Source organism: Paraburkholderia sp. RL17-347-BIC-D, from assembly GCF_046027915.1.
Taxonomy (GTDB): domain Bacteria; phylum Pseudomonadota; class Gammaproteobacteria; order Burkholderiales; family Burkholderiaceae; genus Paraburkholderia.
The window spans coordinates 258,213-279,825 of the sequence record NZ_JARESS010000003.1; the positions used below are offsets into that span (position 1 = coordinate 258,213).

Genomic DNA, 21,613 nt, shown 5'->3' on the forward strand with positions numbered 1-21,613 from the left:
ATGGCCGTGGAATGCGGCCATGCCTCTTTTGCTTTGCCTCGAAGGCCAGCGCTTCTACTCGGTGTGCATCCGCGACGGCGATGTCGTACCGTTTTGCGCGACAGGCGCCGCCGATGACGCCGGCAGCGGCGCCGGCGCCGCCACATCGCCTGTTTCGCGATTCATCTGCGACACGTCCCAGCCGCCGCCCAGCGCCTTCACCAGACCCACCGACGACACCATCCGCTGTCCGGCGATGATCTCCAGCTTCTGCTGGGCCGTGAAAGCGGTGGTCTGAGCCGTCAGCACGTTGACGTAGCCGACCGTGCCCGCCTTGTACTCGTTCGTGACGATGGCGAGCGCCTGAAGCGCCGAATCCACCGCTTGCTGCTGGACGACGATTTCCTGTGCAAGGATGCGCTGCGACGCGAGGTTGTCCTCGACGTCCTGGAACGCGGCCAGTACCGTTTGACGGTAGGTCGCGACATTGCCGTCGTAGGCGGCGCGCGCGGCGTCGGTCTGGGCCTGGCGCAGACCGGCGTCGAACAGCGTCGCCGCGAGTTGCGGGCCGAGCGTCCAGAAGCGCGACGGCGCGGTCAGCAATTGCGAGAACACCGAGTTTTCGAAGCCACCGGAAGCCGACAGCGTCAGCGACGGGAAGAATGCGGCGATGGCGACGCCGATCTGTTCGTTCGCCGCTGCTGCCTTGCGCTCCGCCGAAGCGATGTCCGGACGCCGTTCGAGCAATGCGGACGGCATCTGCGCCGGCACGGTGGGCGGCGTGGCGGTGAGCGGAATCGGCGGAATCGAGAAGGTCGAGGCCGGTTCGCCGACCAGAACGGCGATCGCGTGCTCGTCCTGAGCGCGCTGCACGCCGTTGTCGATCGCGGCAGCCTGCGCCGATTGCAATTGCGTTTGCGCCTGGATCACGTCGGAGCGTGCGGCAACGCCGGCTGCGTACTGGTTCTGCGTGAGTTGCAGCGAGCGCTGGTAGGCCGCGACGGTGTCGTCGAGCAGCTTCTGGGTCGAATCGAGCGAGCGCAGCGCGAAGTAGGTCTGGGCGAGTGTGGCCTGAGCCGACAGGCGTGCGTTGGCGAGGTCCGCCGCAGCGCTTTGCTGGCCGGCCTTCTGCGCGTTGACCGAGCGGCTGACCGAACCCCACAGATCCGGCTCCCAGCTTGCGTCGAGCTGCACGTTGAAACTGTTGCCGACGCCGGATCGGCTCGTCGCGGTGGTCGAGTTGCCGCCGGACGATGTCCCGTTGCCGGAGCGCGTTGCACCCGCCGACGCACCGATGGTCGGGAAATACGCCGCCCGCGCCTCGCCGACCAGCGCGCGCGCTTGCCGGTAGGCGGCGGCGAATTGAGCGACGGTCTGGTTCGCGGTGTTCAGCCGCTCTTCGAGCGCGTTGAGTTGCGGATCTTCGTAAATGGTCCACCAGTCGCCGCGATCCTGCTGATCGGCCGGTTGAGCGACTTTCCAGCCGGGCGCGGCTTCCTTGTACGACGCCGGAATCTCGGCGGCGGGCCGCTTATAGTCGGGGCCGACTGCGCAGGCCGCCAGCAGACTGGCGAGGGCTGCGGCTACAGCAATAGTCAGGGCGCGAGGCGCAAGTGTCCGCGCGCGCGAGATTCGATCAGACTGCATGCAATGAATTCCTTCTGGACGCCGCGGCGCGGCCGATGGCGACACCGCCGGCCGGGCGAGATCTTGGTCTGCCGGAATGTTAGCGTATGAGCCCGCTGGGCGCGGGAAACTGAAAGGGTAATGCGAGGAAGGAGGCAGGTGTGTTACTGAGGGTGTCGCGAAGGTTACGCGCTGTTACCGGCCAGGCCGTTACACCCGTGATTCCGTAGACTTGGCCTGGCGGGCCAGCTTACCGGCGGCGGCCCGGCACGGCGCATCGCCACGCGCCTGGCAGGCGCCGGCGGGGCCTACGTGCTTGTCCGCGCCGGCAGGAACAACAGCCGCGTTCACCGTAGGCACCGACGCGGCGACCAATTCCACTCTCGCCGTCTTGACGCCCTTTTGTCCCCGCCGATGCTCGAACCATGCCAGCACCGCCACGCCGACCGATCCGCCAGGCAATACGAACAGCACGGCGAACAGCGCGAGTTTCCACCAGCGGTGCGGCCCTTGAAAGGTGCTGAGTGCGGAATCGGTCAGGGAGCGGCTCAGGCCGCCAAGCGTGTTTTTGAGGTACAGCATCGGGGAAATCCTTTTCGCACGGCGCGCTCGCGGCGTGCAGACAATCAGTCAGAACATGGTCTCGGGTGGCGCGGGTCGCGCGTAACTCGTTGCCTATAATAATATTGACTATGCAATTAAATTTCAAGATACTTCCTCCCGCGCACGTCGGACGTGTTGTTTTTCTGCCGTTCGTACTACGCGAAATCATGTTTGACTTGTCTGCTTAGGCAGCTAAAATCCGTTCTGCCTGAGACGTTTCCGGATACACGATGACTGACGGCCCCTACAAGGCGGACGAGATTCACCTTGAATCGAGTCTTGGCTACTACCTGACGAAAGCTCGAAATGTGCTGGTCGAGCGGACGGACCGTGCGGTCAAACCATTGGGACTGACCACGCAGCAGATCGGCGTGATCCTGATGTTGTCGTCGCGGCGCGCGAGCACGCCGTTCGAGTTGTCGCGCGCCATGTCGTATGACAGCGGATCGATGACACGACTGCTCGATCGCCTTGAAAAGAAAGGCTTTATCGTGCGCTCGCGCAGCGAGACGGATCGCCGGATGGTGAAACTCGAGTTGACGCCGCAAGGTCACGACGCCGCGCGGCAACTACCTGGTCTGGGCGCGACGGTGCTGAACGAGCAGTTGCGCGGGTTTTCGGCCGCCGACCACGCCACGTTGATCGGCCTGCTCGGCCGTTTCATAGCGAACGGCATCGACGCGGGAGCAAGCGCGGGATGCGGATTGGGGCCGCAACAGGAATCCCTGGACGAATCACCCGAAGCGTCGCTGCGGAAACACGGCGAGCACTAACCAAGACGCTCTTTTCAAGAGCGTTGCTGTTTGAAAATATCTGTCTGAGCAGAGAGTGATCCGGCATGTAAGCACGCCATTTGGAGCGGGCGATAAAGCTGTCGCGACAAGCTTTCCAGATTGAGGAGAAGAAATATGGACGCCACGGCTTCCGCCGCTGCCCTACCCGCCGCCGAACCCGCTCCGCTCAAAGGCGGAGCCTTGGCCCTGCTCACGGTCGGGCTCGCACTCGGCACGTTCATGGAGGTGCTCGACACGTCGATTGCGAACGTCGCGGTGCCGACCATTTCCGGCAGCCTCGGCGTGGCGACCAGCCAGGGCACCTGGGTGATCTCGTCGTATTCAGTCGCCTCGGCGATCGCGGTGCCGCTGACAGGCTGGCTCGCGCGGCGGGTCGGCGAAGTGAAGCTGTTTACGCTGTCCGTGCTGCTCTTTACGATCGCCTCGGCGCTGTGCGGCTTCGCCCACAACTTCGAGTCGTTGATCGCGTTCCGGTTGGTGCAGGGGCTCGTTTCCGGGCCGATGGTCCCGCTCTCGCAGACTATTCTGATGCGCTCGTATCCGCCGGAAAAGCGCGGACTCGCGCTGGGCCTGTGGGCGATGACGGTGATTTGCGCGCCGATCTTCGGGCCCGTGATGGGCGGCTACATTACCGACAACTACACGTGGCCGTGGATCTTCTACATCAACGTGCCGATCGGACTGTTCTCGGCGGTGTGCGCGTTCCTGCTGCTGCGCGGCCGTGAGACGAAGACCACGAAACAGCGCATCGATGCGGTCGGCCTCACGCTGCTCGTGATCGGCGTGTCGTGCCTGCAGATGGTGCTCGACCTCGGCAAGGATCGCGACTGGTTCAATTCGACGTTTATCGTCACGCTGGCGGTGGTCGCGGTGGTGTCGCTCGCCTTCATGCTGGTGTGGGAGATGACCGAGAAAGAGCCGGTGGTCGATCTCTCGCTGTTCAAGGATCGCAATTTCGCGCTCGGCGTAGTGATCGTCTCGTTCGGCTTCATGGCCTTCTTCGGCTCGGTGGTGATCTTCCCGCTGTGGCTGCAAACCGTGATGGGTTACACCGCCGGGCTGGCTGGTCTGGCGACCGCGCCGGTCGGTCTGCTAGCGCTGTTCTTGTCGCCGTTGATCGGCAAAAACATGCACCGGCTGAACCTGCGGGTGGTGGCGAGTTTTGCGTTCATCGTGTTCGCGTTCGTCTCGTTCTGGAACTCCACCTTCACGCTCGACGTGCCGTTCAATCACGTGATCTGGCCACGGCTCGTGCAAGGTATCGGCGTCGCCTGCTTCTTCGTGCCGATGACCACCATTACGCTCTCCAGCGTGCCGGATGAGCGGCTGGCGAGTGCTTCCGGCCTGTCCAATTTTTTCCGGACCTTGTCAGGCGCGATCGGCACAGCGGTCAGTACGACGTACTGGGAGAACGACACGATCTACCATCACGCGATGCTGACCGACTCGGTCAACGTTTACGCCGCGAACACGAATGCTTATACCAATGCGCTGGCCGGTATCGGCCTCTCCGGCGACGGCATCACCGCGCAGTTGAATCAGGTGGTGACCACGCAGGCTTACATGATGGCCACCAACGATTTCTTCCGCATTTCCTGCGCGGCGTTTCTCGTGCTCGCGGTGCTGGTCTGGATCACCAAGCCACGCAAGGGCGTTGGCCCTTCAATGGGGCATTGAAGTTCGACGATGCCTTTCAGCGGACGCGCGCCGACACGGTATTTTCCTTCGACTCTTCGCGCGCGTCTTCAGCCGTTATTGTGTGACGGCTTCGCCATTCGTCGCCGGGATCGATTGACCCTGCATGGCATCTGGATGCGGGGTCGTGGGCGCGGCTTGCGGGGGTTTCGCGCCGCTTTGCGGCGTGCCGGGCGCAGTGCCTCGCACGTATTGTTTGAAGTCGGCGCCGGCTTCCCATGGGTTCGGCTTGCAGCCCATCGAGCCGTCGCAATGCGCGGCAAAACCGATCGTTGCCGTGCCGTCCGGATTCGCGGCGCGCGTGATCTGATACGCCAACGCGCGCTTGCCGCCATCCGGGCCGACTGTCTGGATCAACGTGTCGGTCGAGGCATCGATCTTATACGTCGAATGGCCCGCCACCCACGCTTGCGCCCGTTGCCACCAGACATCGCATTGCGACTTGTTCGAACACGTCAACGGCGTGGTCGCGATCTGCATGACGTCCGGATCAACCTGCCCTTGCGTCGAACATCCAGCCGCCGCTACGCACAGCATGGCCAACAGATTTTTTTTCATCACGTTGAATCCTCCCTCTGTGGTGCGCGTCATGTAAGTTTGGACCGTGGCGTCGGTACGGTGTTTCATCTGGATCAGAGAATCGTCAGAACGCGCGGAGAATTTGCCGATGGCGTTCGCGAGTCGGTCGCACATTGCGTAGACGTTACCGGCGCGAAATAAAAAAAGCGGCCACGCTGGCCGCTCTTTCTTCACCTTGCCCGCAAGCGTTATTCAGACGCTAAACCGGTTCAACGTGTACGCCCGATACGCCGCGACGAACGCGTCGAACGAACCGACTTCTTCCTGTTCGAGTTTGGCCTGCTCGGCGAGCGATTGCGTGGCGAGATCGGTGAATGCCTTGGTCTGCTCCGCATCCAGCGGACGCGTGCGGAAGTACGCGGCGTGCGCTTCGCTTTGCTCGAGGCCGAAGGCGAGGAAACTCTGCTGTTTTTCGCGCATGGTCTGCAGCACGCGCGCCGACGGCGTCAGCGATGCATCCGCCAGCTTCGTGCGTTGAACCGCGACGGCGCGTGCATGCGCGTCGCCGCCATGCAATGCGTCGAGCGTAGCCGCAGCCGCGTCGATCTTGACGAGCAGTTCGTTCGCCCATTCCGTCATCGCAACCGGACGGCCGTCGCGTGTCAGTTCGAGGCCCGGCTTGCGCCCTTCCATCGTGACGCGGCCGAAATTCTGGTTGGCTTCGGCGTAAGCGTCAGGCGGCAACGGCGCGCTGTCGTCGAGCGCGCAGACCAGCAGGTAGGCGTCGAGAAAGCGCGACGTCTCGAGCGAAATACCAGTCGGCTCGAACGGATCGATGTCCATGCAACGCACTTCCACGTATTGCACGCCGCGCGCGGCCAGCGCGTGCAGCGGACGCTCGCCCGGATACGTGACGCGCTTCGGACGGATCGTCGAATAGAACTCGTTTTCGATCTGCAGCACGTTCGTGTTGATCTGCACCCACTCGCCGTCGCGCTGCGTGCCGATTGCCTCGTACGCGGGATACGGCTGGCTCACGGCCTTCGCAAGCGCGTCGAGGTAGCCCGGCAGCGTGTCGTAGTCGGCGTGCAGCGCGGCTTGCGCGGTGGTGTTCGAATAGCCGAGGTCGCTCATGCGCAGACTGGTCGCGTACGGACGATAGAGCGTGTCGGCGTCGAACGTGTCGAGCGTGTGTTTGCGATCGCGGAGGAAACGACGATCCAGCGCCGGCGATGCGCCGAACAGATACATCAGCAGCCAGTTCGTGCGGCGGAAATTGCGGATCAGCGCGAGATAGCGATCGGACTGGAAGTCGACGGCATTCGCGGTGGATTGCTGGTCCGCATGAAGCAACCGCCACACTTCTTCGTTCAGCGAATAGTTGTAGTGGATGCCCGCGATGCACTGCATCGTACGGCCGTACCGAAGCGCGAGGCCGATGCGGTACACGTACTTCAGCTTGCCGATGTTCGAGCTGCCGTAGTTCGCGATCGGAATGCCGTCGTCCGTGTCGGGCAGCAGGCCCGGCATGGAGTTGTTCCACAGGATCTCGTCGCCGAGTTCCGCGTAGACAAAACGGTGGAGCGTGTCGAGCTTCTCGAGCGTGAGCGCGACGTCTTGCTCAGCCGGCGTGATCAGTTCGAGCAACGCTTCGGAATAATCCGTGGTGAGCGACGGATGCGTGAGCGCCGAACCGAGTGCGCGCGGATGCGGCGTCAACGCGAGCTTGCCCTCGTGCGTCACGCGCAGGCTTTCCTTTTCGATGCCGCGCAGGCCGCGTATCAGCGCGTCGCGCTGCGGGCCTGAAGTCAGCACGGACAGGCGGTGCGAGAACGCGTCGGTCGTGCGGGAAGGTGTCGTGTTTGGCATTGATGCGAGTCGGGCGTTGTCGGCCGCCATGTGCCGCAGCACTGCGGTTGACAACGTTCGGCGGAATTTTCAGTAGCGGGCACTTTAACATCTCGCCAGAACGGCTGCTTGAGGCCGCTTCGGCGGCTCATCGGAGCACTCCGGGCCGCCTCTTTCCTGGGCCAATCCGCCTGCCTTTTGCGCCAATTCGTCGGCCGCGCGCCACATCACTCTGCCCGTCACGCGGCTCGCGCGCGAAACGCTTTTCTTCCCAGGAGGCGCCTGCCTTCAGCCGCCACGCGCGGCGCCGACGCGGTCCGCTACCTCATTCCACAGATGCATCGCGGCGTACGCCCGCCACGGCCGCCATGTGTCGGTGCGGGTGCGTTGCTGCGTGGGCCGCACGAGCGACGGATCGCGCGCGCAGATCGACTGCATCAGCACGAGATCCCATGCGGGCCACGCGTCGGCGTCGCGCCATGCGCGCATGGCGACATACTCGACGGTCCACGGACCGATGCCCGGCAGCGCGAGCAGCGCGGCGCGCAGGCTGTCGGCGTCGGCCGTGTTGCTGTCGAGCGGCACGTCGCCGGTAGCGACCGCGCGCGCGAAGCCCTGCAACGCCGCTACACGTTTACCCGGCATGCCGATTTGCGCGAGATCCACGGCGGCCAATGCGGCGGGCGTCGGAAAGCGCCACGCGGTGTTCTCATGCGGATGCCCCTCGATGCGCTCCCCGGCGCGCTGCACGAGTCTGCCGATGATAGTGGTCGCCGCCTTCACGCTGACCTGCTGCCCGACGATCGCGCGGACCACCAACTCGAAGCCCGACCACGCGCCCGGCACACGCAAGCCAGGCACGGCTTCGACCAGCGGCGCGAGCCACGGGTCCGTGGCGAGTTCGGCGCCGATCTTCTTAGGATCGGCCTGCAGGTCGAACATCTTGGCAATCGGCACGGCGAGCGCATCCACGTGAATGCTCACGGGCCCTTCGATGCTCGCGACAAGGCAGCGCTTGCGCGGATGCAGCCGCACGCTCAGCGTGCCGCTGTCGCCGGCCCAATCGATCGCGCGACGGTACGCGCCGTCTTCCACCGCTTCGACACCGGGCGTCGCGCGTCCGCCGAAGAAACGCAGCAGGCGCGGCCAGTCGAAGGGTGGTTTGAACGGCAATTCAAGGGTAGCAACTTCGTCAAGCGTACTCACGCGGCGTGGTCCAGTTTGGTGGTGGTTTCGGTGTCGTTGCCGACGTCTGTATGGCTGCGCCGGTTGCGTTCGCGTTCGCCTTCGCCGCGCGAAAAGTCGCCGGCGTGCTGCGCCTCGTTGTCCAATAGCGCGGCTTTGCGCGGCAAACCCCAACGATAGCCTGCCAGCGCTCCGCCCTTGGCCACCACTCGATGACAAGGAATCGCCAACGCGACCGGGTTGGTAGCGCACGCGCTGGCCACTGCGCGTACGGCGCGCGGCGAGCCGACTGTTTCGGCGATCTCCGAATAGCTGCGCGTCTCGCCGTACGGGATGCGCCGTAACGCGTCCCACACACGCTGCCGGAATGCCGTCGCGGCGATATCCAGCGGTAGATCGAAGTCCTGACGGGTGCCGCGCAAATAGGCATCGATCTGCGCGATGAACGGCGCCAGGTGTTCGGTATCTTCCAACAGGTCGGCGTTGGCGAATTCGCCGTGCAGGTCGTCGGCGAGTATGGCTTTATCGTCGCCGAAACCGATCTTGCAGATGCCCTTCTCCGTCGCCGCGACCAGCACGTAGCCGAGCGGCGTCGGCGCGCTGGCATAGCGCACGGTGAGTCCGGCGCCCTTGCGGCGATACGCGGACGGCGCCATACCGAGTTCAGCCGAGGCGCTGTCGTACATGCGCGACGGCGAGCCGAAGCCGGCGTCGAGCGTGGCGCGGGTGACGTCCGAGCCGCTCTGGAGCGCGTCGCGCAACGCGGCGCCTCGCTGCGCGGCCTGATATTGGCGCGGCGACACCCCCACCACCCGCTTGAACAGACGTTGCAGATGGAACGGGCTGACGTGCACGGCGTCACTTAATTGCGCGAGCGTGAGTCGCTCTTGCGGGTCGGCGTCCAGCGCGGCACACGCACGATTGACGATTTCCAGCTCGCGCGGCAGGCCGCCGGGCTGGCAGCGCTTGCAATCGCGAAAGCCCGCGGCGCGCGCGGCAGCGGCATCGGTGAAAAAAGCGACGTTCTCGCGGCGCGGCAGGCGCGAGGCGCACGACGGGCGGCAGAACACGCCGGTCGTCTTGACGCCGTAGAAGAACGCGCCGTCGGCTTGCGATTCGCGATGCGTGACGGCTTCCCAGCGCGCATCGTCGGAAGTCCAGTTGGTGGCGCCGGAGGCGGTATCGGTAGGTTTGCGGTTCATGATGGTCCCGAAGAGACGGTGTCGATGCTCACCAATGTAGGCCGCATGCCGACACACTACGCCCCGGTTCTTGCTCTGTCATTGCGCTTCTTCGTAGGCTCGAAGCCCCGCCAGGCATCCGTTTTGAGGAAAACTGCGACAATTTGGCACGATATCGGGTTTTCCCTTAAAAAGTTATTGCGTCGCACCAGGTGCATGTGTATATTAGTACTTGTCTCCTCCATGTCTCCTCCTGATATGGATTCAGCCCGCTCCACATAGAGCGGGCTTTTTTTCGTCCATACGTGTCTGATCCGTCCCTCAAGACCTGTTTCACGACGCCGCACTCGCAGCGCCGCCCTTTCTTCTACACTGGCATTTCACCCGTTCTGCGAGCGAGCCAAGGGGCGTTCCACATGAAAATCCATATTCGCGAGATCGATCACGTTGTCATTCGGGCGACCAACGTCGAGGCCATGGCGCGTTTCTACTGCGACGTGCTCGGCTGCAGCGTCGAGAAAGAGCAGCGCGATCTGGGCCTGACACAGTTGCGCGCGGGGCGCTCGTTGATCGACCTGTTGCAGGTCGGCGGCCGGCTCGACCATGCCGAAAACGGTGTGCCGGGCACGGGGCGGAATATGGATCACGTGTGTTTGCGCATCGATCCGTTCGACGCTGAAGCGCTCAAGGCGCATCTGGCCGAACACGGCGCGCGGCTGGGTGAACTCGGTCTGCGCTACGGCGCGGACGGCTACGGACAGTCGCTGTATCTGTTCGACCCGGAAGGCAACATGGTCGAACTCAAGGGGCCACCGGAAGCGGCGCGCGTGACGTCGCTCTAAGCATTTGAAGCGGCAGGCGGCAGGCGTCAGGCGTTGGCGGGCGCCTTCAACACCGTCCATTCGATTTTCACCGCATCGGCTTCGGCGCTACCGAGCCATGCTTCGCCGTCCTGCACGGTGCATTGCAGCCGCATGGTCCGTTCGGCCAGCGAGCCGAGGGCGGTGGCGACGTCTTCGCCGAGCGTCCACACCGTCACGTTGCGCATGCGTTCCACCTTGTTGCGCACGCCCTGCCACCAGATATCCGACGTGCGGCCGCCGTAGGCGATCACGATCACCTCGTTCGAGCGACCGCTCGCCTTGGCGATGCGCCGTTCATCCGGCTGGCCGACTTCGATCCACGTTTCGATCGCGCCGGTCAGATCCTTTTGCCAGAGGTCCGGTTCGTCCACGTCCGACAAACCTTTGCAGAATTCAAGGCGTTCCTGCGCGAACAGCGCGAACGCGGCGACGCGGACCATCATCCGTTCGTCGGTTTCCGAGGGATGGCGGGCGATCGTCAGCGAATGGTCGGCGTAGTAGTGCCGGTCCATGTTGGCGATCTGCAGTTCCGCCTTGTAAATCGTCGATTTGAGAGCCATGCCGTTGCTAAACCAGGCGCTCGCTCCACCGGAGCGAACTGAAAAAGAATCGTCGACGGCGCGTTGCCGTTTTCCGTGTTTGTTGTACATCTTCTGTTCCTCCCGCGCCGCCAGCCGGCTGTCATGACCACGGGAGAAGCATTTATCGCGCCACTGTCGGTTCGAAAGCGGTGCCGTAGACCTCGCCAGCGGCTTCCCGCAAGGCTTCGAGCACGACCGAGGCCGCCGGCGAAAGCAGGTGCGACTGGCGCGTGATGATACCGAATGTATCCATCCTGCACGGTAAATCGATCGGTAATCGCTTCAGAACGCCATACTGTTGGTATTGACGCGCCACTTCGTCGGGTAAAACCGCCAACATGTCGCTTTGGAGCAGCAAGCTCGAAATCGCCAGAAAATTGTTGGTATTGACCACGTTTTGCGGCGGATTCAGCCCGATTTGCGAAAACATCAGATCGAAGCGATGGCGCAAAACGCTGCCCGGCGGATGCAAAACCCAGCTGGCGTTGACGATTGCACGCAATGTCAAACCCGTCTCATTTTCGAGATGATGGCCGGGACGCGCCACCACGCACAGCGGTTCGTCGGCGAGCGGTTCGTAGCGGACTTCGGTCTTGAACTGGTTTTGCCGCTCCAACACGCGGCCGATCATGATGTCCAACTCGCCTTCCGCCAGCCGCGGCAGCATCACGTCGGAGGTTTCGACCTCTGCCCAGATTTGCAGTTGCGGATAGCGTTCTTTCACGCTGGCGATCGCGCGCGGCACCATGGTCGCCGCGGCCGCCGCGATCACGCCGATCCGCACCTGCCCCGCCAGGCCGGCGCGCAACGCCGAAATCTCGTCGTGTGCATGACTCAGATTCGACAGCACCATGCGCGCATGACGGATCATGACCTCGCCATACAACGTGGCGTGCATGCCGTGCGGCGTGCGGTCGAACAGGCTCACTTCCAGCATTTCCTCGAGCTCTTTGAGCAGACGCGACGCGGCGGGCTGGGTCATGCCGAGCACGTCAGCGGCCCGCCGGACGTTGCCCTCCTCTTCCATCGCTGCGAGCAGCAGCAACTGCCGCGTCTTGAGCCGCGCCCGCACGAACCAGTTCGAGTAGCTACGCGTCATGGCTTGTCTCCCACCTGTTTTCTGTCGAACAGAGTGGGCGCTTTAGCGCCTTACTCTGGTCCCACGCAAAGATGCTTGCTGATAAGGCGGCTCGAAGCCACGAACCGCGCACTCTGCCAAGGCAAGGCCTCATCATGCCATATCGAAATTGATATCGGGATAGCCTAAAAAGGGATTGGAAAGTTATTGGGGCGGCTCATACCATTCGTGGACTTTCTGAGCTTCCCCACGTGGCGCCCTTCCGTCGATGAACCGCGATCCGCTCGTCCCACTCGTTGCAAGTCCGTTCCGCCACTACATCAATGGCGGATGGGAGACGGGCGCGACCACGGGCGTCTCGCTCAATCCGTCGGATCTGGACGACCCGGTCGGCGAATATGTGCGAGCCGACGTGCGGCAGACGGACATGGCCATCGAAGCGGCGCACGCGGCCTTCCGCGAATGGTCGCTGGGTTCGGCGCAGCGTCGCGCGGATGCACTCGACGCCATCGGCAGCGAGATACTCGCGCGCCGCGACGAATTCGGCCGGCTGCTGGCGCGTGAAGTCGGCAACACGCTGGCCGAGGCCTTGGTCGAGGCGACGCGTGCCGGACAGATCTTCAAGTTGTTCGCGGCCGAAGCCTTGCAGGCTTTCGCCGAACCCGTCGCGTCGGCGCGTGCCGGCGTCGAGATCGACGTGACGCGCGAACCGCTCGGCGTGGTCGGCATCATCGCGCCGTGGAGCGCGCCGCTGGCGATTGCCGCGGCGAAGATCGGCGCCGCGCTCGCTCACGGCAACTGCGTCGTGTTCAAGCCGGCAGAATCGGTGCCGGCTTGCGCGGCGGCGCTGGGCTCGATCATCAGCCGCGCCGGTTTGCTCGCGGGCGTGTTCAATCTCGTGATGGGCAGCGGCCGGCAAGTCGGCGCGCGGATCGTCGCGCATCCGTTGACGGCGGCGATCAGCTTCACCGGCTCGGCGGAAACCGGCACACGCGTGCTGCAAGCGGCTGCCGCCCGCCAGGCGCGAGTGCAACTAGAGATGGGCGGCAAGAATCCGTTCGTGGTTTTGGCCGACGCCGATCTCGACGGCGCCGTCGAGGCCGCCTTGATCGGCGCCTATGGCTCGACGGGTCAACGCAGCACCGCGGCGGCGCGTCTGATCGTCGAACGCGCGGTGTTCGAGCCGTTCGTCGACGCATTGCAGGCGAAGCTCGCCAAACTTTCGATCGATCACGCCTTGAAGCACGGCACGGACATGGGTCCCGTGGCCAACGCCGCGCAGTTGGAGCGCAATCTCGACTACGTGCGCATCGGTCAACAGGAAGGCGCGCAATTGCTGCACGGCGGCCGGCAATTGGAGCGCGCGACGCGCGGCTACTTTTTCGAACCGGCGCTCTTCATCGGCGAATCCGAACATCGTGTCGCGCGGGAGGAAATTTTCGGCCCGCTCGCCGTCGTGCTGCGCGCGGACGACTACGACCACGCGCTGCATCTCGCGAACGACACCGCATACGGTCTGTGCGCCGGCATCTGCACGCGCTCGCTCAATCGCGCGCGGCATTTTCGCCGTCATGTGCACAGCGGTCTCGTCACGATCAATCTGCCGACCACTGCCGTCGAGCATCACGCGCCCGGCGGCGGCCGTAAGGCGTCGGCTTACGGCGCCACGGATGCCGCCTTCTGGACCGCCGTGAAAACGGCGTACGTGGCGGGCTGATGGTGATGAGACCGCTTCACTTCACCGCGCACCTTAACGCTCATCCGCGTCCCGGCTGACGCCGCCGTGCATCACCCGCTGCAACTAAACGAAATCAATGCAGCCTTTCAACTTCAGGAGACAGATATGACCAGCAAGCTTCGCCGTTTGACGCTATCCGCGATGGCGGCCGCCGCCCTCGCCGCGCCCTTTGCCGCGCAACTTTCCGCGCACGCGGATCAGCCGCTCAAAGTCGGCTTCCTCGTGAAGATGCCGGAACAGGCATGGTTCATCAACGAACAGAAAGCCGCGAGCGCGCTCGGCCAGAAGGACGGCTTTGCGGTGGTGAACATCGGTACGCCGGACGGTGAAAAAGTGCTGGCCGCGATCGACAACCTCGGCGCACAAGGTGCCAAAGGCTTCGTGATCTGCGCGCCGGACGTGCGTCTCGGACCGGCGATCCAGGCGCGGGCGAAGCGCTACAACATGAAGTTCGTCACCGTTGACGATCAACTGGTCGACTCCACCGGCAAGCCGCTGCCGAACGTGCCGCATCTGGGCATGTCCGCGTTCAAGATCGGCAATCAGGTCGGCACCGCGATCGCTGAAGAGATGAAACGCCGCGGCTGGAAGCCGGAAGAAGTCGGCGCGCTGCGCATTACGAACTACGAATTGCCGACCGCGAAACTGCGCACCGATGGCGCGACGCAATCGCTGATTGCCGGTGGCTTCAAGAAGGAAAACATTTTCGACGCCCCGCAAAAGACGACGGATGACGAAGGAGGCTTCAACGCGTCGTCGCCGGTGCTCGCGCAGCATCCGAACATCAAGAAGTGGGTGATCTTCGCGCTCAACGAGGAAAGCGTGCTGGGCGGCGTGCGCGCGACCGAGCAATTGCATATTCCGGCCGCGGACGTGATCGGTGTCGGCATCAACGGCGCGGGCGAAGCGTTCGCCGAATTCCAGAAGAAAGAACCGACGGGCTTCTACGGCACGATCGCCGTGAGCTCGACGATGCACGGCAAGGAAAGCACGGAGAACCTCGTCGAGTGGATCAAGGACGGCAAGCAGCCGCCCGCCGATACGCAGACCACCGGCAAGCTGATGGTGCGCGGCAACTGGCAGGACGTGCGTAAAGAACTCGGTATTTAAGCGCGATTCGAGTCTGCACGTTGCGGGCCGTCTCTCGCTCACGCGGGAGGGGCCCGCACAGGTTGTTCACCAGCTTGAGGTTTTTCGATGACGTCTTCACACACCGTGTCCCACACCGCTGAAGCGGCGCCCTCGCCTGCGCTCGCGTCCACCGAGCCGTATCTGCGGCTCGACGGCATCACCGTGCGCTTTCCCGGCGTGCTCGCGCTCGATCAGGTCTCGCTCGAAGTGCGGCGCGGTGAAGTGCACGGCTTGATGGGCGAAAACGGCGCCGGCAAATCGACGCTGCTCAAGGTGTTGTCCGGCGTGAATCAACCCGCGGCGGGCACCTTGTCGCTCGATGGCGTCGAACAGCAGTTCACCACGACGAAGGCCGCGATCGCCGCGGGCGTGGCGATCATCTATCAGGAATTGCATCTGGTGCCGGAACTGACGGTCGCGGAAAACCTGATGCTCGGCGCTCTGCCGAATCGTTTCGGCATACTGGACGAAAAAGCGCTGGTAGCGCGCGCCGTGCGCGAGCTGGAACGGCTCGGCGAAAAGATCGATCCGTCGCAGCAAGTGAAGAATCTTTCGATCGGCCAGCGGCAAATGATCGAAATCGGCAAGGCGCTGATGCGCGATGCGCGCGTGATCGCGTTTGACGAACCGACCAGCTCACTGTCGTCGCGTGAGACGACGCAACTGTTCCGGATCATTCGCGCGTTGAAGGCCGAGGGTCGCGCGATCATCTACGTCACGCATCGAATGGATGAAGTCTACGAGCTGTGCGATCGCGTGACCGTGTTTCGCGACGGCCGCCGCATCGATACGTTCGAAGCAGGTGAAGGACTCGATCGCGATCGCTTGATCAGTTGCATGGTGGGCCGTTCGATCGCCGACGTGTACGGCTATCGCTCGCGCGATCTCGGCGACGTGCAACTCGACGTCAAGGAATTGATGGGGCGCGGCCTGCGCGAACCGGCTTCATTCGCGGCGCGTAAAGGCGAGATCGTCGGCTTCTTTGGACTCGTCGGTGCGGGTCGCTCCGAGTTGATGAAGCTCATCTACGGCGCGGTAAAACCGGTTGCCGGCGAGATCACGCTCAAAGGCGAGCGCGTGCACTTTGCCACACCGCGCGACGCCGTGCGCGCGGGCGTGGCACTGTGTCCCGAAGATCGCAAGCAGGAAGGCATCGTCTCGATCGCCTCCGTATCGGACAACCTCAACATCAGTTGCCGCCGCCATTTCAGCCGCTTCAACGTGCTCAACGGCCGCAAGGAAGCGCAGACCGCCAAAGAGTTCATCGGCAAGCTCGCGATCAAGACGCGCAACGGCGAAACGCCGATCGGCACACTCTCCGGCGGCAATCAGCAGAAGGTGATTCTGTCGCGCTGGCTTGCCGAAGACATCGACGTGTTCCTGATGGACGAACCCACGCGCGGCATCGACGTCGGCGCGCGCAGCGAGATTTATGGGTTGCTGTACGGGCTCGCCGAAGCGGGCCGCACGGTGATCGTCGTGTCGAGCGATCTGGCCGAAGTGATCGGCGTTGCGGATCGCGTGATCGTGATGAAGGAAGGCCGCATCGTCGGCGATCTGCCCAAGGCGCAGGCCACGCCGGATGCGCTGATCAAGCTCGCCCTCCCCCGCTGACGCCGCCGCACATCCTCGACACCACGAAGGCAATTGAATCGAATCGCGCCATTGAAACGGAATACAAACCATGCATACACCCTCAACCGATTCCTCGACCCCAGCCGTCGCCTCAGCGGGCCTGAGCGCGCGTGCCGCGCGTACCTGGGACCTGATCAACAAGTCCGGCATCGTGATGGTGTTCGTGATTCTGTTCGCGGTTTTGTCGTTCACCGTGCCGGATTTTTTAAGCTCGCGAAACATCCAGGGCTTGCTGCTCTCCGTCACGCTGATCGGTTCGATCTCGGTGACGATGATGTTCGTTCTCGCGCTCGGCGAAGTGGATTTGTCGGTGGCGTCGATCGTCGCGTTCGCGGGTGTGGTGGCGTCCACGCTGATCACTGCGACGCATAGCGTGATGCTCGGCGTCGCGGCCGGCGTGCTCGCGGGTGGCGCGGTCGGACTCGTCAACGGCGTGCTGGTCGCGCGCTACAAGATCAACTCGCTGATCGTCACGCTTGCCATGATGGAAGTCGTGCGCGGCCTCGCCTACATCACCTCGAACGGCGATGCCGTGATGATCTCCGAAGAGCGTTTCTTCGACCTCGGCGGCGGCGCGTTCCTCGGCATTTCGTATCCGATCTGGAGCAACATCGTCGGCTTCGTGCTGTTCGGATTTTTGCTGAAGAAAACGGTGTTCGGCAAGAACGTGCTGGCCGTCGGCGGCAATAGCGAGGCGGCGTTGCTGGCCGGCTTGCCGGTGACGCGCATCAAGATCACAGTGTTCGTATTGCAGGGCCTCGTCACTGGGTTTGCCGGCGTGATGCTTGCGTCGCGTATGAGCCTGGGTGATCCGAAGACCTCTGTCGGCCTCGAACTCGGTGTGATCTCGGCGTGCGTGCTCGGCGGCGTCTCGCTCACGGGCGGCGTCGCGACGATTTCGGGCGTGCTGGTCGGCGTGCTGATCATGGGCTCGGTGCAGGACGCCATGAGCCTGCTGAACGTGCCGACCTTCTACCAATACCTCATTCGCGGCGGGATCCTGCTGCTGGCGGTGCTGTTCGATCAGTTCCGCCGCAGCAAACGCGTGCACTGACGCGCGCCCCCCGCCCCATGTTTGCCAACAGGAGATTTCATGGCTGATTCGAATCAGACTAAAAAGCCGCTGCGCAGCCAGGCGTGGTTCGGCCTCAAGGACCGCGACGGTTTTCTGCATCGCTCGTGGATGAAAAACCAGGGTATTCCGCACGATGAGTTCGACGGACGTCCGGTGATCGGCATCTGCAATACGTGGTCGGAACTCACGCCATGTAACGCGCATTTTCGCGAGCTGGCGGAATACGTGAAGAAAGGCGTGCATGAAGCGGGCGGCTTGCCGCTCGAGTTTCCGGTGATGTCGTTGGGCGAGACCAATCTGCGGCCTACGGCGATGCTGTTTCGCAACCTTGCCTCCATGGACGTCGAAGAGTCGATTCGCGGCAATCCGATGGACGGCGTGATTCTGCTTGTGGGTTGCGACAAGACCACGCCCGCGCTGCTGATGGGCGCGGCGTCGTGCAATCTGCCGGCGCTGGCCGTTTCCGGTGGACCGATGCTCAATGGCCGGTTTCGCGGCAAGAACATCGGCTCCGGCACGGGTGTCTGGCAGATGTCCGAGGAAGTGCGCGCCGGCACGATGACGCAGGAAGAATTCACCGAAGCCGAGTCGTGCATGAACCGCTCGCGCGGTCACTGCATGACGATGGGCACGGCGTCGACGATGGCGTCGATGGTCGAATCGCTCGGCATGGGCTTGCCGCATAACGCGGCGATTCCCGCGGTCGATGCGCGCCGCCAGGTGCTCGCGCATCTCGCGGGCCGGCGCATCGTCGACATGGTTCGCGAGGATCTGACGATGGACAAGATCCTGACGCGCCAGGCATTCGAAAACGCGATCCGCACGAATGCGGCGATCGGTGGGTCGACCAATGCGGTCGTTCATCTGATCGCGCTGGCCAAGCGGATTGGCGTGGAGTTGTCGCTAGAAGATTGGGAACTGGGTTCGAATGTGCCGTGTCTGGTGAACCTGCAACCGTCGGGCGAATATCTGATGGAGGACTTTTACTACGCGGGTGGTTTGCCGGCGGTGTTGAAGCAACTCGGCGAGCAAGGCCTGCTGCATCGTGAAGCGCTGACCGTGAACGGCAAGACGATCTGGGACAACGTGCGCAACGCACCGAATCACGACGAGAAAGTCATCACGACGTTCGCCGAACCGTTCAAGCCGAAGGCCGGCATCGCGGTGCTCAAGGGCAACCTGGCGCCGAATGGCGCAGTGATCAAGCCGTCGGCGGCCACCGCGGCGTTGCTCAAGCATCGCGGTCGAGCGGTAGTGTTCGAGAACATCGAGGAACTGCACGCGAAGATCGACGACGAGTCGCTCGACATCGACGAGCATTGCATCATGGTGCTCAAAGGCGCGGGGCCGAAGGGTTATCCCGGTTTTGCGGAAGTCGGCAATATGCCGCTGCCGAAAAAAGTGCTGCAAAAGGGCATTACGGACATGGTGCGCATTTCCGACGGCCGCATGAGCGGCACGGCGTACGGCGCGGTCGTGTTGCACGTGTCGCCGGAAGCGGCAGCGGGCGGGCCGCTCGCGTTCGTGCAGACCGGCGACATGATCGAACTCGATGTCGAAGCACGCCGCCTGCATCTCGACGTCACCGACGAAGAACTCGCGCGCCGGCGCGCCGCATGGCAGGCGCCCGAAGCGCCCAAACGCGGCTACTACAAGCTCTACGTCGAACATGTGCTGCAGGCGGATCAGGGCGCTGATCTCGACTTCCTCGTCGGATCGAGCGGCGCTCCGGTACCGCGCGATTCGCATTGATCGGCTCGTAGTGAGCTAACTGTTGTTCCCTGCGCTTTGCGAGAAGGCGTACTGCCGATGCGGATTCAGACAATCCGCATCGGCTTTTTTCTGTCTGTTTCAAAGCGACGCTAACGTGCGCAAATAAAAACGGCCAAGCATTTTCATGCCCAGCCGATTTTTTAACTCACAGGTTCACCGCCTCCGACTTATTAAGTCGGAGGACGGACGCACAGGCGCGCAAAATCACATTCCGGCGTTTTCGCCGGAATGTCAGGTTTCAGCTTATTGCTTGATGAATCGATCGTTTGCCCAAAGGCCTTGCGTATCGCTATTACTTGAATTCACGAATTCAACGTCATGACCGACCACGCGGACGACGCGGAAACTAGAGTTTTCAGGTGTCGAAACGCATTGATATCCGGAGAAGAATTCCTGCATCTTTTGCTGTTCACCGGCTTGCGCATGCTGGTCGGCGGCGTCGAGTTTATCCTTCGACAGGCAACCATAGGCATTAGCCTTGAACTGGATGGTTTGCTGCGGCTTGATCATGACGTCTTGCGCCTGAACAGTGGCGGCAGCCAATCCCGCAATGGCGAAAACAAGGGCGACTCGCATTTTCATATTTTCCTCCGGTGCGGGTGGATACTCAGGTTAGCTATGTATTTAACTTTAAGATTGAACCCGCATCTTGCACTTTAGGAGAATGCGAGAGAACGACAAGCACAACTTGTGTGCGGTCGCAACAGCGGCGAATTGTCGCACCGTCCATCGCACCTGCTTAATCGTTGAGCAATGGGTTAATTAGTCGTGATTGAAACGGATAACTAAAAGACGGGCAGGGCACGCCGCTTTAACCAGTAAAGCTTTGCGGCGCGTGTTCGCGTAAACGAGAGGCGACAATTAAGTGATTTGCTACATTTAATCGACGTACTTGGTGCGTTGCACACAAAGTCATTCAACCGACTAAACCGAAATCACGAAATAACGGTGTGTTTGCAGAAGATAAATAGTGCCAGGTGTGAGGAGCGCTACACACAGGGTCTGCCAAACGGCAGTCCTATGCGCATTCGCGGGGGTCAATCGACGCGTCGATTGGCCTCGAAGAACTCGGACTGGAACATGCACATACGCAAGGCGTTGTGATAGCTGCCATTGCCGAAAAATTCCTCGATCAGCTCGGCCTCATGCCTGAAGCCGCACTTTTCGTAGACGTGGATCGCCGCCGTATTCGACTTGTCGACGATCAGATAGACCTTGCGCAGGTTCAGCACTGAAAACGCATAGTCCGTCGCGAGCTGCGTTGCGAGGGTTGCGTAGCCGCGGCCTTGCGCATGCGGCGCGATGATGATCTGAAATTCACCCCGTCGATGGATATAGTCCAGTTCGATCAGCTCGACCACGCCGACGGTCTGCCCCTCGTTGTCGATGGCCACGAAGCGCCGCTCGCGCAGGTCGTGCACGTGCTGGTCGTAAAGCTGGGTCAGTTCCGAGAAGGTTTCGTACGGCTCCTCGAACCAGTAACGCATGATTTTCGCGTTGTTGTTCACTTCATGGACGAAGCGCAGATCGGTGCGCTCGAGCGGGCGCAGGGTGAGTTCGCTGCTGCGTTCGGTCGTCATTGGATTCCCCTTGAGAATTATTGGTTTGGATGCGCGCGTTCGATGCAGGCTCACGCGCTTTCCAGTTAGTCAGGGCGCGGTGCGGGGAGTTCTTGCAAGCTCTCGCGCCCGCACGGCGCTTTCTTGCGATAAACCAGGCGGCAGGCGGGTCCGGCGAGTAAAGGGCGTCGCGTTGTCGCAGGCCTGTGTTCGGCTCGATCGTGGCGCTTATGAGGCGCGCGGCACGGTACGGGTACGCGCGGTGCTCTACAATGAAATCATGCTCCTGCAATCGGAGGCCACCGTGATCGAGAACTTGATATTGGGCGTCTTTCTGGTCATTCCGCTGCTGATCGTCGCATTTCTTTTCTCCGACGAATTGTGGCAGGAACACCGGCACCTGCACGACATGCGTCCGATGCCCGTGAAACCGCGTCGCATCGACTGGCGGCATCCGCTGCGCCGCTCGCGGCATCGTCTGTGACACGTTGCGTTCGCCAGCGGATTGCCTCTCCTGCGTGCTGCACTGCACGAATCGACCAACATGGCGGCCGATTGAGCAGGGGATTCGTGTGCAAGGGCGTTTGGTGGTCGTCTGCTAAAAGCGTTGCCGCCGTGTGCCAACGCCGCATCACCATCATCGTCGTCCGCCGCCGCCGCATCACGGCCGACACCGTACCATCGCTAGGAAATGAAACCCGCCGCGTGCGGGTTTTTTAACGCGCGCCGTAAGCGCAGCGGTCAGGCAAC

19 protein-coding genes are annotated in these 21,613 nt (G+C 62.6%); 9 read left to right on the forward strand and 10 right to left on the reverse strand.

Translation table 11 applies throughout. The features are described 5' to 3' along the window. Positions 1–54: 54 nt before the first annotated feature. Positions 55–1,626 (reverse strand): efflux transporter outer membrane subunit, encoded by a 1,572-nt coding sequence (locus tag P0D96_RS06660; RefSeq protein WP_408176330.1) that lies wholly within the window; start codon positions 1,624–1,626, stop codon positions 55–57. A gap of 189 nt (positions 1,627–1,815) precedes the next feature. Next, a complete protein-coding gene (locus P0D96_RS06665) occupies positions 1,816–2,187 on the reverse strand; it encodes a hypothetical protein (protein ID WP_408176328.1) in 372 nt (123 codons plus the stop codon). Between the two features lie 251 nt (positions 2,188–2,438). On the opposite strand from P0D96_RS06665, the gene P0D96_RS06670 reads away from it, so the two are divergent. Both P0D96_RS06670 and P0D96_RS06675 read left to right on the forward strand, forming a co-directional pair. Continuing rightward, complete coding sequence (locus P0D96_RS06670) at positions 2,439–2,981, forward strand: MarR family winged helix-turn-helix transcriptional regulator (protein WP_408312539.1); 543 nt, start codon at positions 2,439–2,441, stop codon at positions 2,979–2,981. A 135-nt stretch (positions 2,982–3,116) separates the two neighbouring features. Then, a complete protein-coding gene (locus P0D96_RS06675; protein WP_408312542.1) occupies positions 3,117–4,679 on the forward strand; it encodes a DHA2 family efflux MFS transporter permease subunit in 1,563 nt (520 codons plus the stop codon). 75 nt (positions 4,680–4,754) lie between these two features. On the opposite strand, the gene P0D96_RS06680 is transcribed toward P0D96_RS06675, so the two are convergent. From P0D96_RS06680 to ada, 4 genes are all read right to left on the reverse strand, one after another. Next, complete coding sequence (locus P0D96_RS06680) at positions 4,755–5,255, reverse strand: hypothetical protein (protein WP_408284603.1); 501 nt, start codon at positions 5,253–5,255, stop codon at positions 4,755–4,757. Positions 5,256–5,468: 213 nt separating this feature from the next. Next, the gene (gshA, locus tag P0D96_RS06685; protein WP_408284601.1) at positions 5,469–7,085 is read right to left on the reverse strand and encodes a glutamate--cysteine ligase; all 1,617 of its coding nucleotides are present in this window, start codon (positions 7,083–7,085) and stop codon (positions 5,469–5,471) included. Between the two features lie 267 nt (positions 7,086–7,352). Beyond that, a complete protein-coding gene (locus P0D96_RS06690; protein WP_408312545.1) occupies positions 7,353–8,270 on the reverse strand; it encodes a DNA-3-methyladenine glycosylase family protein in 918 nt (305 codons plus the stop codon). After that, positions 8,267–9,451: a bifunctional DNA-binding transcriptional regulator/O6-methylguanine-DNA methyltransferase Ada gene (gene ada / locus P0D96_RS06695; RefSeq protein WP_408312547.1), complete on the reverse strand. Its 1,185-nt coding sequence runs from the start codon at positions 9,449–9,451 to the stop codon at positions 8,267–8,269. Before ada ends, P0D96_RS06690 begins: the two co-directional genes overlap by 4 nt. Positions 9,452–9,846: 395 nt before the next feature. Between ada and P0D96_RS06700 the strand changes: the two genes are divergently transcribed. Further along, entirely contained in the window at positions 9,847–10,272 is a 426-nt protein-coding gene (locus tag P0D96_RS06700) for a VOC family protein (protein WP_408312550.1), read from the forward strand. 26 nt (positions 10,273–10,298) lie between these two features. Here the strand turns inward: P0D96_RS06700 and P0D96_RS06705 are convergent, their stop codons facing one another. Both P0D96_RS06705 and P0D96_RS06710 read right to left on the reverse strand, forming a co-directional pair. Then, entirely contained in the window at positions 10,299–10,853 is a 555-nt protein-coding gene (locus P0D96_RS06705) for a YaeQ family protein (RefSeq protein ID WP_132376481.1), read from the reverse strand. A 142-nt stretch (positions 10,854–10,995) separates the two neighbouring features. Beyond that, complete coding sequence (locus P0D96_RS06710; protein WP_408312553.1) at positions 10,996–11,973, reverse strand: LysR family transcriptional regulator; 978 nt, start codon at positions 11,971–11,973, stop codon at positions 10,996–10,998. Positions 11,974–12,220: 247 nt separating this feature from the next. Here P0D96_RS06710 and P0D96_RS06715 point away from each other — a divergent pair, with 247 nt between their 5' ends. From P0D96_RS06715 to P0D96_RS06735, 5 genes are all read left to right on the forward strand, one after another. Beyond that, positions 12,221–13,669 carry an aldehyde dehydrogenase family protein gene (locus P0D96_RS06715; RefSeq protein ID WP_408312556.1) on the forward strand — a complete coding sequence of 483 codons (1,449 nt, stop codon included), beginning with the start codon at positions 12,221–12,223 and terminating at the stop codon, positions 13,667–13,669. A 126-nt stretch (positions 13,670–13,795) separates the two neighbouring features. Beyond that, a complete protein-coding gene (locus P0D96_RS06720; protein WP_132376479.1) occupies positions 13,796–14,800 on the forward strand; it encodes an arabinose ABC transporter substrate-binding protein in 1,005 nt (334 codons plus the stop codon). A gap of 87 nt (positions 14,801–14,887) precedes the next feature. Next, positions 14,888–16,435: an L-arabinose ABC transporter ATP-binding protein AraG gene (gene araG / locus P0D96_RS06725; protein ID WP_408312560.1), complete on the forward strand. Its 1,548-nt coding sequence runs from the start codon at positions 14,888–14,890 to the stop codon at positions 16,433–16,435. Positions 16,436–16,505: 70 nt separating this feature from the next. After that, entirely contained in the window at positions 16,506–17,510 is a 1,005-nt protein-coding gene (araH, locus tag P0D96_RS06730; protein ID WP_132376477.1) for an L-arabinose ABC transporter permease AraH, read from the forward strand. A 39-nt stretch (positions 17,511–17,549) separates the two neighbouring features. Further along, positions 17,550–19,283, forward strand: coding sequence for an IlvD/Edd family dehydratase (locus P0D96_RS06735; protein WP_408176312.1), 1,734 nt, complete (start codon positions 17,550–17,552; stop codon positions 19,281–19,283). Between the two features lie 264 nt (positions 19,284–19,547). On the opposite strand, the gene sap1 is transcribed toward P0D96_RS06735, so the two are convergent. After that, positions 19,548–19,886: a surface attachment protein Sap1 gene (sap1, locus tag P0D96_RS06740; RefSeq protein ID WP_408312564.1), complete on the reverse strand. Its 339-nt coding sequence runs from the start codon at positions 19,884–19,886 to the stop codon at positions 19,548–19,550. A 455-nt stretch (positions 19,887–20,341) separates the two neighbouring features. Continuing rightward, complete coding sequence (gene speG, locus P0D96_RS06745; protein ID WP_012434867.1) at positions 20,342–20,884, reverse strand: spermidine N1-acetyltransferase; 543 nt, start codon at positions 20,882–20,884, stop codon at positions 20,342–20,344. Between the two features lie 10 nt (positions 20,885–20,894). On the opposite strand from speG, the gene P0D96_RS06750 reads away from it, so the two are divergent. Then, on the forward strand, positions 20,895–21,347 hold the full coding sequence (locus P0D96_RS06750; RefSeq protein ID WP_408312567.1) for a hypothetical protein: 453 nt from the start codon (positions 20,895–20,897) through the stop codon (positions 21,345–21,347). Positions 21,348–21,613: the final 266 nt, after the last annotated feature.

Coding starts and splice junctions, on each gene's coding strand:
- P0D96_RS06710 (WP_408312553.1), bottom strand. CDS start 11,973: ATGACGCGTAGCTACTCGAACTGGTTCGTGCGGGCGCGGCTCAAGACG.
- P0D96_RS06670 (WP_408312539.1), top strand. CDS start 2,439: ATGACTGACGGCCCCTACAAGGCGGACGAGATTCACCTTGAATCGAGT.
- araG (WP_408312560.1), top strand. CDS start 14,888: ATGACGTCTTCACACACCGTGTCCCACACCGCTGAAGCGGCGCCCTCG.
- P0D96_RS06705 (WP_132376481.1), bottom strand. CDS start 10,853: ATGGCTCTCAAATCGACGATTTACAAGGCGGAACTGCAGATCGCCAAC.
- P0D96_RS06735 (WP_408176312.1), top strand. CDS start 17,550: ATGGCTGATTCGAATCAGACTAAAAAGCCGCTGCGCAGCCAGGCGTGG.
- speG (WP_012434867.1), bottom strand. CDS start 20,884: ATGACGACCGAACGCAGCAGCGAACTCACCCTGCGCCCGCTCGAGCGC.
- P0D96_RS06675 (WP_408312542.1), top strand. CDS start 3,117: ATGGACGCCACGGCTTCCGCCGCTGCCCTACCCGCCGCCGAACCCGCT.
- P0D96_RS06660 (WP_408176330.1), bottom strand. CDS start 1,626: ATGCAGTCTGATCGAATCTCGCGCGCGCGGACACTTGCGCCTCGCGCC.
- sap1 (WP_408312564.1), bottom strand. CDS start 19,886: ATGAAAATGCGAGTCGCCCTTGTTTTCGCCATTGCGGGATTGGCTGCC.
- gshA (WP_408284601.1), bottom strand. CDS start 7,085: ATGCCAAACACGACACCTTCCCGCACGACCGACGCGTTCTCGCACCGC.
- araH (WP_132376477.1), top strand. CDS start 16,506: ATGCATACACCCTCAACCGATTCCTCGACCCCAGCCGTCGCCTCAGCG.
- P0D96_RS06665 (WP_408176328.1), bottom strand. CDS start 2,187: ATGCTGTACCTCAAAAACACGCTTGGCGGCCTGAGCCGCTCCCTGACC.
- P0D96_RS06680 (WP_408284603.1), bottom strand. CDS start 5,255: ATGAAAAAAAATCTGTTGGCCATGCTGTGCGTAGCGGCGGCTGGATGT.
- P0D96_RS06720 (WP_132376479.1), top strand. CDS start 13,796: ATGACCAGCAAGCTTCGCCGTTTGACGCTATCCGCGATGGCGGCCGCC.
- P0D96_RS06700 (WP_408312550.1), top strand. CDS start 9,847: ATGAAAATCCATATTCGCGAGATCGATCACGTTGTCATTCGGGCGACC.
- P0D96_RS06715 (WP_408312556.1), top strand. CDS start 12,221: ATGAACCGCGATCCGCTCGTCCCACTCGTTGCAAGTCCGTTCCGCCAC.
- ada (WP_408312547.1), bottom strand. CDS start 9,451: ATGAACCGCAAACCTACCGATACCGCCTCCGGCGCCACCAACTGGACT.